Source organism: Bacteroides caecimuris (genome assembly GCF_001688725.2).
GTDB lineage: Bacteria > Bacteroidota > Bacteroidia > Bacteroidales > Bacteroidaceae > Bacteroides > Bacteroides caecimuris.
On the sequence record NZ_CP015401.2, the window covers coordinates 2,361,906 to 2,374,052 of the forward strand.

The 12,147-nt window shown below is 40.7% G+C and carries 8 protein-coding genes; 1 reads left to right on the top strand and 7 read right to left on the bottom strand.

Going from position 1 to position 12,147, the window contains the following annotated elements:
- Positions 1–8: 8 nt before the first annotated feature.
- The 7 genes from A4V03_RS10240 to A4V03_RS10270 form a co-directional block, all read right to left on the bottom strand.
- Entirely contained in the window at positions 9–1,127 is a 1,119-nt protein-coding gene (locus A4V03_RS10240; protein ID WP_065538820.1) for an NAD/NADP-dependent octopine/nopaline dehydrogenase family protein, read from the bottom strand.
- A gap of 25 nt (positions 1,128–1,152) precedes the next feature.
- Entirely contained in the window at positions 1,153–2,229 is a 1,077-nt protein-coding gene (locus A4V03_RS10245; RefSeq protein WP_065538821.1) for a sugar-transfer associated ATP-grasp domain-containing protein, read from the bottom strand.
- Between the two features lie 2 nt (positions 2,230–2,231).
- Positions 2,232–4,058 (bottom strand): aminotransferase class I/II-fold pyridoxal phosphate-dependent enzyme, encoded by a 1,827-nt coding sequence (locus tag A4V03_RS10250; RefSeq protein ID WP_065538822.1) that lies wholly within the window; start codon positions 4,056–4,058, stop codon positions 2,232–2,234.
- A 300-nt stretch (positions 4,059–4,358) separates the two neighbouring features.
- Positions 4,359–5,498 carry a Wzz/FepE/Etk N-terminal domain-containing protein gene (locus tag A4V03_RS10255; protein ID WP_065538823.1) on the bottom strand — a complete coding sequence of 380 codons (1,140 nt, stop codon included), beginning with the start codon at positions 5,496–5,498 and terminating at the stop codon, positions 4,359–4,361.
- Between the two features lie 25 nt (positions 5,499–5,523).
- Complete coding sequence (locus tag A4V03_RS10260; RefSeq protein WP_065538824.1) at positions 5,524–7,935, bottom strand: SLBB domain-containing protein; 2,412 nt, start codon at positions 7,933–7,935, stop codon at positions 5,524–5,526.
- Positions 7,936–7,969: 34 nt separating this feature from the next.
- Complete coding sequence (locus A4V03_RS10265) at positions 7,970–8,536, bottom strand: UpxY family transcription antiterminator (RefSeq protein WP_065538825.1); 567 nt, start codon at positions 8,534–8,536, stop codon at positions 7,970–7,972.
- Between the two features lie 253 nt (positions 8,537–8,789).
- Positions 8,790–10,298, bottom strand: coding sequence for a DUF3078 domain-containing protein (locus A4V03_RS10270; RefSeq protein WP_065538826.1), 1,509 nt, complete (start codon positions 10,296–10,298; stop codon positions 8,790–8,792).
- A 189-nt stretch (positions 10,299–10,487) separates the two neighbouring features.
- Between A4V03_RS10270 and A4V03_RS10275 the strand changes: the two genes are divergently transcribed.
- The gene (locus A4V03_RS10275; RefSeq protein WP_065538827.1) at positions 10,488–12,113 is read left to right on the top strand and encodes a CTP synthase; all 1,626 of its coding nucleotides are present in this window, start codon (positions 10,488–10,490) and stop codon (positions 12,111–12,113) included.
- Positions 12,114–12,147: the final 34 nt, after the last annotated feature.

Genomic DNA, 12,147 nt, shown 5'->3' on the forward strand with positions numbered 1-12,147 from the left:
CGCTTATATTATTTATATAGCGCGAGTAACTCTTCTTTAGTCTTTATATCATAATTCTGTATTATGCCAGTTTGAATAAGATCCTTGCCACAGAATTTTCCCTCAACATACCATTCTAATCCCATATAATCTGCATACCATCCAAGCACTTTATCCATTGTAGGGGCTTTTATATTAAAAAACTCAAAATAAGAACGAATCACTGCTAATCCCCACGGAAAGTCCTCTGTAAACATACGGGATGTAACATCGGTTATATACCCTCCTTCTGTTTCCTTCATTGGCGCAAACACCGTTTGGAAAGTAGGTATACTATTAATCTTAGCAGTTAGTGCAGGTATAGTAGGAGACTCATAATGCTCTGATAAAGGACGAATGGCAGAAGTATTGATGCCATCCATAGCATCAAGAAGATTATGCAATTCCCGATCCATGCCCAAAAGAGTCTCCGAAGTATCATCGCTCCATCCTACATAGAACTTAAATTTCGTATCATAAACATAATCCACATCATGTTTACTAAAAAGTTCGTATGTTCGTGAAGTATGCAATATAGGATTGGTAGGAGTAAGTGCAATTTCCAGATAATTTGAAGCTTTCTTTGTTCTCAATCCGCACAGCTCAATCCGTTCACAGGCTTTGTCTATACGATCGGTATTTAATGTTCCAACCACACTAAATGGTTTCCAACTCTTCAAATTTGTTTCAACACCATACTTTTCCAATTTAGCAGTAAATGGTACTCGTTGAAATCCAAAAAGAGTTTTATCATTGTCAAAATACTTATTAAAAATGAACTCACAACCTCCTCCGCCAGGCAAGACACCGATAAAAGCATCCGCAGCAACATACGGAGCAATATTTCCAAAAGCCTTTTCTATGGCAAAATGAGGAAGAGCTATAAATACAATATCAGCACCTCCTGCAGTCTTTTCTGCACTATTACTAATCAAATCTGGTTTGACATAATACGAAATATTCCGCTCAATATCATTACATTGAATTTCTTCAGCAAACAATTCCGGTTTACGAGTATAAAGAGACACTTTATACTCAGGATGAGAGTGCTTTATATAACATACCAATGTAGTACCTATATGACCACCACCTACTATACAAATATTCATTGTGTCGTTCTTTTATCTATTATTATTATTTGTAATACAACTCATGCATGGCAACCATTTCGTTCCAAAAACCTCTCATCTTACAACCATCGAAAGCTTGATGTAAAACAACGTCCCATCCGTCATTACCCTCAATAACATGAGGACCATTAGGTGTTATACAAATATCCCATCCTATTGTGAAAATTTCAGGGATATTACTATGTAGGTGCTTTACCATATCAACAGCATCCTTGAAAAATGGTATTTTCATACCTGCCTCATGGCACCTCTTTCTCTGCTTACTCTTAAGATCAAAAGCCGATTCCATAACGATACCTTCCATGTCAACACCAACACCTAAACTGGAATTATCAACTAAAGCTCCAAAAGCGCCATACCTCATCATAATAACAGGAAATACTCTAATATCATCTCCCGTATGAAATGTAACAAAACGCAATGTGTTCACAGATGTTTCATTCAGTCTTTTCATTTTAGGATGCTGAATAATATATTCCTGTACAATCCAACTTGAGGACTTTATATTGGTCAATAGATTAAAAAAATTGATTGGAGTATATGTTTCACCACTAGAAAATACATTACCATTTTGGATTTTAACGACTTTTACAGTTTCACCGGAACAACCAAATACTTGCTTGAATACGAGCATCTGAGATTCATATTTCTCTATAAATTCTTTAAAGTCAGCAGAATCTAATACTCGACCATTCTTTAGCATGAACTTTCTTTCAACAATGTAAGCAACTGATGGAGAATAACTATTCCCATATCCTAATACCATTTCACAAAAGCCTTCAAACATACGTTTATCTCGCATGATTACAGTATAATCCATTGGAAATTTACTTCCATTGGGATAAACAAATGCATTAATATCGTGGCGTTGCTTTCTAAATAAACCCCGATCTAGCCATTCGTCAAGATTTGTTGCATCGACACAATCCATTCCCCAGAAGTTATAAACTTCATTGATGTCCTCATATTTCTCGTACCATGCTAACAAATCAGCATTACGTTGCTCACGGCTTTTCCTCTCCTTCTCTGGATAACAAGTAGGGGCATCCAATATAGAAGTAAATAAGCGTTCCAATTCCATAATTATTCCTTATTATTGTCTATCTCTTTCAATGCTGCTATAAATCTAGAATTATCTTTGTCATCACGTATTGCGATACGCATATACTGTTTTCCATCAAATCCTTCTTTCCCCGAACAGTTTCTCATAAGAATATTATGCTCTTTAAGCATTCGTAATATAATTTCTCTCGCAGTATAAGGAGGAAGTACTTCTACAAGAAAATAATTGGCTTGAGATGGTATAACGCGCAAAAAACGTATCTGACGAAGGTTCTCTTCAAATGTATTACGTGTAACAATAAATCTTTCACAGGCACGCTTATAGTCCTTTTCGTACTTGGTATATATTTGCATAAAGAATTCGCAAAATGAATTTAAATTCCAAATACTAACCATTTTCTTTATTTTTGCAATAATCTCCACATCAGCAGAACAGAGAATACCCAAACGAATACCAGGGACACCATAACTTTTACTTATGGATTTCATTACTAACATATGTGGATATGATTCTAAGATATGATCATGTAACAATGTATTATTTTCCCAATTTATACTAAAATCAACGAAACTCTCATCTACAATGAGCCTTATTCCATGCTTTTCACACCATTCTGCAAACATACAGATATCTTGCATCGGAATAAAATTTCCAGAAGGATTATCAGGATTAATAAGTAAGATGTTGTCTGCCGGATTCTTCTCGAAAAAGTTCATCAAGTCCTGTACAGAATAACGATATTCATTGTTTTGTGGAATAAATGTTACCAATGATTCTGATTCACGACGATTTGGATATTCTTCAAATGTAGGACGTGTAATTCCTAGTTTTCCCGGCAATAATTCCATTAGTGCCTTAATGAGTTCAGCGGCACCATTTCCTGGTACTATATAATCTTCTTTGACCCCCCAACATTTACTTGCAAGCAATGTATTAACTTTCATTCCTGATGGATATTCTCCTATAAGGGTACGAAAATTTGCTTGCATTTCATCTATGATTTCTGACGATCGAAAATATGGATTTACCAAATAGCAATAATCTAACATTTTAGGGAAACGCCAATATCCTCCGAAACGTCCATAATATTTTTTGAGGATGTCTTGTTCTTCTGCAAATATTGCTTCAGCAATATCCAAGTCTTGTTTATCATCTATTTCATACCACTTTTCTGTTGTAATTGGGAGTGCTTTTAAATCTGTGTTATTTAAAAAACTAATTATGCGAAGTACGTTCTCATAATATTCGTTATTTCCCATTACTTTTGAATACGCATCTAAGAATGGTATGTATTTATCTCGCAAAAAATCTTTTGAAAATTTATAGATATTTACTGTCTTGAAATACTTATCTGTATCAGAATACTTAAACGCTTTCTTTGGTATGAAATTCACAATATTTCTATCATCGTCAATACGAACCATAGTACCGTCCATCCATGTTTCATATTTTGCAACTAAAGCAAGATTCGAATCAGGATGTTTTACCAATATGTCTAGCATTTCACTATCAAAAATCAAATCCGATTCTAATAGTAAAGTATCATCCTCCATCATTTGCTGTTTTGCGAGTGCTAGAGAGTAAATGTTGTTGGTCTTATCGTATATCGGATTATGCACATATTCTATTTTCAATTTGTTATCGTATCTATTACCTATATATTCTATGAGTTTAGTGCCCTCATATCCCACAACTATAACAACACGATTTAAGTTCTGTGAGGATAATTGCGTGAGCATTCGATCAATAAGTCGAACGCCATTAACAGGCAACATACACTTCGTATTATTTTTAGTATACTCTCCAAGGCGCTTGCCCATTCCTGCCGCTAAGATTATTGCTTGCATATTTAGAATTTTTAATGATATATACTAAGAACCTTGCTTAGATTTTATTCAATATTTTTAAGAATTTCTTTTGAGGATATTTTTGAAAAAACAAACTATTGGCATCAGTCGAATAAATCATCATGGAACCTTGGGTACGAATAAGACCAAAATTTACAACATAATAATGTGCTACAATCATCAATATGCAAATAATCCGGTAGAATTCCAGATTAGGATTCCTTCGCCTCTATTCAGTTTTATCAACTTTATTATCAACTATATAAATCAAAATATTCTTTTACAATAGAAAACCTGATATTATTTGGAATACTTTAAACCACACAACATATCCTTTCCAAACAATAACCATCCCATCGTGACTAAAACCGAAAGGAATGTAAAAGCCAATATGTACATTTTTCTTCCCATACCCGATGGCAAAAACGGAACAACAGCTGGCTCCACCACAGCAAATACGGGCTTCTCCTCTTGAACCTTCGCACGTGCCATCTGCAACTGAGTGGCAACCTGACTATACACCTGATAAGCCAGGCTCATGTCATTCTGCAAGCGTTCTTGCTCAGCACGTACGCTTTGAAGGATCAAATTGTCATGCGTATCCACATAATCGGCATATTTCCTCTGAGCGGCATAATATTCCTGTTGACGGTCTTGGTATAGTTTCTCCAAGTAGGCACAATCCTCCTTCGCCTTCGAAGTACGGTAGCTGACAATGCATTCCTGCAACTTACAGACAACCGAATCCGCCACAACGGCAGTCACTTTCGGGTCCTGCAAAGTGACGGATACATTCGTGATAGACGTCTTCTTGTCCATCATAACTGAGATATTCTCCTTTAATGAAAGGATTTTTTCACTCTCTTCCTCTGTCAATACAAGCATGCCGTTCATAGAAGATTGGTCAGTTTCTTCCTCATCGGAAGACAGTAAATCCTTGATGCCACCGATCACCATGCCAGGCATCCCCAAGATATAACTCCACCAAGGGGAAGACTGGCTGTCCAGATAAGCGGACAAGTTCATTTCCTTACCGCCTTTCTGTAAAGAAGGAACTTGCATGTTCAATAAATCCAACAGAAACGGTGTCGAAGAGACGATGTCCGAAGAAAGGGCGGCATTCAAGGCGTCAGAACCATCCGCTCCCATCGAAGCGCCGCTCCCTAAGAAAGATGCGGCAAGACCGGCAAGACCGCTGTTTCCTTTAGAGCTCCCCATCTCAGGAGACAAGGTCACTGTAACCGTATATTTCTTCGGAATGCTGAATCCTATGACAAGCCCTATGAATGCACCAACAATGGCGGCCTTGTACAAAGTCTTACGGATACCGATTATCTTACGAACAATCTCCAGCAAGTCAATCTCCATCTCATCATTATGGGGATTATTGTGCAATTGCTTTGTTTCCTTTTCAGATGCTTGTTCCATCAAAGTAGACATAATAAAAGATATTATAAGGTATTCGTTATTTCTTGATTAAATTGGCAAGAGAGGCAATCATCATGCCCAAAGAACTGAATGAGGTGGCATAGCCAAGGATGTTCCCCAAATTATTCTTTTTCCTTTCTTTATTGGGAACGATAATCTCACAACCGGCCTCAATCTGTTTCTTACCACTGCCTTTAACCTTAGCAACCTGACCGTTCATGTAAATGATAAACTTCTTGCTCTTGCGGGCATTGTCTGAATAACCACCAGCCTGGTTCAGATAGTAATCAATATTCTTGCCGGCTATATAAGAAACCGTATTGGGAACCATCACGGCACCATTGATCTTAACCGTATTGGTACTTTTGGGAATAAAGACAACATCACCCTCACGCAAGACAATATCAGCCGTGCTACCCGGATTAGCTATAGCTTTTTCCAAATCAATACCCACCGTAAAATGGTCTTCCACATGAATATCCAAAGAATCCATCATAGCCTCACCCAACTGACGGCTCATCAAGCGAAGCACATCTTCCATACGTTTCTTCTCACCCTCAGTGGCGACACGAGTCAACTTGGCACCGCGCAGGTAGGCGTTTTTGGTGGAACCGCCGGCTTTGCGGATCAAATCGGAAAGACGTTCCGTACGGCTGGTCATGGCGTAGGAGCCTTCGAACAGGATTTCACCTTCAACGGCTACATTCTGTTGGACCTGATAGCCCGGGCTGCGGCGAACATAAACCTCATCGTACGGTTGAAGCACAAAACCCGGTGTACCGTCAACGACAAAGCCTTCTTTCAGGGAGAATGTGTACGTCCGGCCGATAGTATCGTTATCCGCTGTACTATGGGGATTCCTGATTCTGCGAGAGACATCCACACGGACTACAGAAGCGGCTTCACGCAAACCTCCCGCCTGAATGATCAGGTCTTCAAGCGTCATGTTGTCAGCGTACGGATAGGAAGCAGGTTTTGCCACTTCGCCATGGATGACAACATCTCCCCTGTCTTCCAGATCATGGATGCTCGGAATATAAAGAATGTCGTTTTTCGTCAGGATAATGTTTTGGGAAGTGCCATCCATGATGGCTTTTATGTCAACAGGGACAACTTCAGTAGTGAGGTCCTCACGCTGGCGATAAAGGACGGCACGGTTCAGGAAAGCATCACCCGTCAAGCCTTGGGCTTCATTCACCAGTTCGCGGACCGTATTCAGTCTGCCGTTGAGCTGGTAGATGCCGGGGCGGTAAACGGCACCACGGATTTCAAGCTTATTGGTGAAGCGGTTGAGGATGGCCTCGGTGGTCACGACATCACCGTTACGCATTTTATAGACACTATAGTCAAGGTCCTTGACCGTGTTCACTTCATACTCCTGGCCGTTTTGGCGTACCACGCGCAAAGAACGGGTGTAGGCGTCGGCGTCAAAGCCACCGGCGTAACTGATAAGGGTGGACAGGTTCTCGTCCTTCTTCATCTCGAAACGCATCGGGCGTTTCACTTTCCCGTCGATCTTGACCAGGACCTCATAGGCGGGAACAATCACCACATCGCCTTCCTGAAGGCGGATGTCATCCTGGATGTTGCCTTTCATGATGAACTGGTAGACGTCGATCGTGGCGATGTTTTTGCCGTTACGTACCAGCTGCACATTGCGGAGGCTGCCTATCTCACTCACACCTCCCGCACGGTAAAGCGCATGGAAGACAGTAGAGAAGGAAGAAAGGGAATAAGTGCCCGGCTGGACCACTTCACCCATCACATTGATCTGGATAGTACGGATGCTGCCCAGAGTCAGACGGATGTCGGAAGTAGGGTCGTCCGTATTATCAAGACCATTATATATCTTGTTTAATGTTCGCTTGAGATAGTCATTGGCTTCAGCAATAGTCATACCGTTCAGGTTGACGGGACCGATTTTCTGGATGTTGATCGTGCCGTCAGGGGAAATCTGTTGGCGGATCGTGTTCTGGCTGGCTCCCCAGATGTCGATGATCACTTCATCACCGGGACCCAGGCGGTAATTTAAAGGGGTGGCGATGTTGACACTGGGTTCAAAAGTCAGGTTACGGGTATTGAAGATGTTGCGTCCGAAAACCTGGTTGCTACGGGCAAGGTCTTCAGTACCAGGACGGTCTTCCAGTATATCGGAAGTGTTCTCGTTCATCTCTTCACGAAGGCGTGATTCATTGACATCCGTACCGGCAGCGTTGGAGGCATTGACATTGTTCTGTTGCTCATAGAGCTGCTTCACACGCATGGCCTGTTCCTTGGTCACGCCTTTGCGTGCCAGTTCGGAGGCGAGTTGCTTTTGTTCTTTTCCCTGCTTGATCCCCTCTTTGACATACTCCAATACCTGGGAGTCGCTCATGGTTTGAGCTGTCACAGGTGTGGCGCCCAACATCAATAAGAAGATGAGCGCCCCCATTAATTTTTGCATTTTCATTGAGTAATTTGAATGTTTGATTCAACCAATAGTGCTAGACCGGCTCCACACATCCTGCCGGTATATCTACGCACGCACATCCTAACATAGTCAGTCGGACTGCAACTTTTGATTTCCCATTTATATTTACCAGTTCTCCTTCTAATCCTGCTAATGGTCCTTTTATGACCCGTATCTTTTCTCCCGGAGCTAAAGGTGAAGTGCTCATACTGATCGTCTCGTCCGAATAGTCGAGCATAAACTTGAATCGCAACATTTGTTGGTCGGGAATTACAGCCGGAGTACTCTCCCCACGAAGTACCATGTAACGGCTGATAGCGGATAAAGTCAGAACTTCTTTTTGTTCTAGTGAATCAACGTGGACAAAGATCATCATTGGAAGTACAACACGATCGATCACTTTGCGACGATCGCTCCATTGATGAACTTCTTGTTGGATAGGAAGAAAATTTTCAATGCCCATTTTAGTGAGGCGTTCGCTTGTTTTTTTCTCATGATGAACGCGCACAATGGCGACTAACCAGCGTTTAGAGTGCGCTACGCTTCTGCCAATCACATCTGTTGGCAGAACTTCTCGATCGTCATTTTTGCTAATGATCATATATTTTTACCCCACTTTTTCTATTACCATTTAGGCAATGAAATAATTCCTGTTGCAAAGATAGATAAAATAATAAATAAGAAACAAGAAAAAAATGCTTTCTTTTCTTGTTTACCAATCAAAATATGCAGTTAAAGCATGTAGTAAGAATGATTACATCATATAACAGATATGAACATAAAAAAAAGACTGAATAACTTTTATAGTTAAACAGCCTTTTCTTATCTTTTAATCAGTATTCCCGAAACGCGAATTACCACTTATAATTAATACCGAAGCTAAGCAATTCTTTCAACTGGAAGAAACTATCTCCTTCAGTCGGCTTGGAACTGTCATCAAAACGGGTATGTATATAGAGCTTGGTAGAAAGATAACGGTTTAATACAAAGTTGAATGTATTTTCCCATTCTACACGTGCCCAATGGTAGTTGGTCAGGTAATTAAGACGAGACTCTAAAGTTACTGCAGAAATGATAGTCCAATTGAATGTCGATTGCAACTGCGAACCAAAATCGTTTTTAGAACATTTTCCTTTTTCTAAGCCAAACTTCGTTTCGTCTACTTCAGAATTGCCAATATAACGCAAGTTGTAAGTCAACGGCGCCATAAACACGGAAAGATTAAATTTCTTCTTACTCAATTTATAATCCATACCGATACTGACCGCCAAATCTGCCGGAGACATGAAAGACGAAACCAACTCTTCGCTATTAGCTTTATAGCCGTTGAAGAACTGTGTCTTAAACTCGGAAGAAATGGTATAGTACCAATTCTTGAAAGCCCTCAAACCTAATTTATTATATAAGCGGAATTGGTCGGTATTAAAAAGATATTTATGAAATTCATCTGACGGTGTGGAAGTCATGCCCACTTTAGCTTCCAATTGATTCTCAAACAGGACTTTCTCATTATCATTATAGTTGGCAAAAACCTGAAAAGTCGCTAATCCGGAGAAGTTACTTTCACCTCCCTTATACCAGTTATCCGAAAGGTGGTTCTGACTAATCTGCAACGATCCGTTACCTCCGGTCACCCACCAGTTAGGTCTGCTAATCTTCATATTGGCCTCTCCTACATTGTCGTCCATATTTTCCGGTTGAAACAGATGAATAACATTCGCTTTGGGAGATATTTTCGGCTTTACATCATGGCGGAACACATCACGACTCATGATACGATCCTCCGTTGTGACAACTAATTCCGGATGCGTCAAATAAAAATCCATCAATGCGCTGTTGACTATCTTCTCAGCACGTTGTGTTTTGGTAAATACTAGAGTATCGTATGGCAAAAGCTCTTGCGTCAGTTGAGGAGTGGTATCCAATTGCATGGGCTTCCATTCCAACTTCGAGTATTGAGCCATCGGAGCATAATAATATGCTAAAGGTGTAAACAGACGGAAATAATCGGGATCGGACGGAATATAACGTGGCGGCACAGACAAATCATTCAAATAATCTAATTGCGCAACATACCTATTATATAAATAAGATACAGTATCCAATTTCGGAGTCGGACCTGACAAATTAAGTTTTAGCATTAAATATTTCTGAAGCTCTGCCGAAAGCGTATCAGCTTTCACAACTCTTGCCTTTGCCACAACTGCCGAAGGGGTGACCGTTTTAGCTGGTTTAATTACTTCAGGGGCGGGCTGCAGAGAGTCAGTTGGAAGTGAAGCAGCCTCGACAGATTCCTGCGCAAAAAGTGATAACGACAAGATTGACAGGATAAACGCTGAACATAAAGTAGTAATTCTCATCATATTTGTCTATGGTTTAGGCTGCAAAGCTACATTATTTTGTTCAGAAATCATAGGATTCTTTCAAAATTGCATTTTTTAATAAAATTGTAGAGACGAAAGTCTGTAATCTTCCTCTTTTTTTTATAATTTTGCGCTTTTTAAGTTCGTAAGATTACTACTAAGTAAACAATTATTAAAACAGTTATAGCTGTGGGAGAAACAAAGTATATTTTCGTCACCGGTGGTGTTGCCTCTTCATTAGGAAAAGGGATCATTTCATCATCCATCGGTAAGTTGCTGCAAGCAAGAGGTTATAATGTAACCATTCAGAAGTTTGACCCGTATATCAACATCGACCCGGGAACATTGAATCCATACGAGCATGGAGAGTGCTATGTAACCGTAGACGGACACGAAGCCGACCTCGACCTGGGACACTATGAGCGATTCCTGGGTATACAAACGACAAAGGCGAACAACATTACTACGGGACGTATCTACAAGAGCGTCATTGACAAAGAACGTCGTGGAGACTATTTGGGTAAAACAATCCAAGTGATTCCTCACATTACAGACGAGATCAAACGGAATGTAAAACTGCTTGGTAATAAATACAAGTTTGATTTTGTAATCACTGAAATCGGTGGTACGGTAGGTGACATCGAGTCACTCCCCTACCTCGAAAGTATCCGTCAGTTGAAATGGGAACTCGGTAAAAACGCTCTTTGTGTACACTTGACTTATGTTCCTTACCTTGCTGCTGCCGGAGAGTTGAAAACAAAACCGACGCAACATTCTGTAAAGGAACTCCAAAGTGTAGGTATCCAGCCGGATGTACTGGTATTGCGTGCTGAGCATCCGCTAAGCGACGGACTGCGTAAGAAAGTGGCACAATTCTGTAATGTAGATGATAAAGCCGTTGTGCAGTCTATCGATGCAGAAACAATTTACGAAGTACCTATCCTGATGCAGGCGCAAGGACTAGACAGCACTATCCTCGAAAAGATGGGACTGCCGGTAGGAGAAACTCCGGGATTAGGTCCATGGCGTAAATTCCTGGAACGCCGTCACGCTGCAAAATCCAAAGAGCCTATCAATATTGCACTGGTTGGAAAATATGACTTACAGGATGCTTACAAATCTATCCGCGAAGCTTTATCACAGGCAGGTACTTACAATGACCGCAAAGTGGAAGTTCATTTCGTAAACAGCGAAAAACTGACAGACGAAAATGTAGGTGAAGCTTTGAAAGGCATGGCAGGTGTAATGATCGGTCCGGGATTCGGTCAGCGGGGTATTGACGGCAAGTTTGTCGCTATTAAATATACACGTACGCATGACATTCCGACTTTCGGTATTTGTCTGGGTATGCAATGTATCGCCATCGAATTTGCACGCAACGTACTGGGATACGCTGATGCCAACTCACGTGAAATGGATGAAAAGACTCCACACAACGTGATTGATATCATGGAAGAACAGAAAGCAATCACCAACATGGGGGGTACGATGCGTCTGGGCGCTTACGAATGTGTATTGCAGAAAGATTCGAAAGCATATCAGGCTTACGGACAAGAACATATTCAGGAACGTCACCGTCATCGCTATGAGTTCAACAATGATTATAAAGACCAATATGAAACTGCCGGCATGAAATGTGTAGGTATCAACCCGGAATCGGATCTGGTAGAAATTGTTGAAATCCCGGCCTTGAAATGGTTTGTCGGTACACAATTCCATCCGGAATATGGTAGTACGGTACTGAACCCTCATCCGTTGTTCGTGGCATTCGTGAAGGCTGCTATCGAAAATGAAAAAGCAACGGTGAACGACTAACGATACGTGGTAAACAACCGGTAGTTTGTAATTT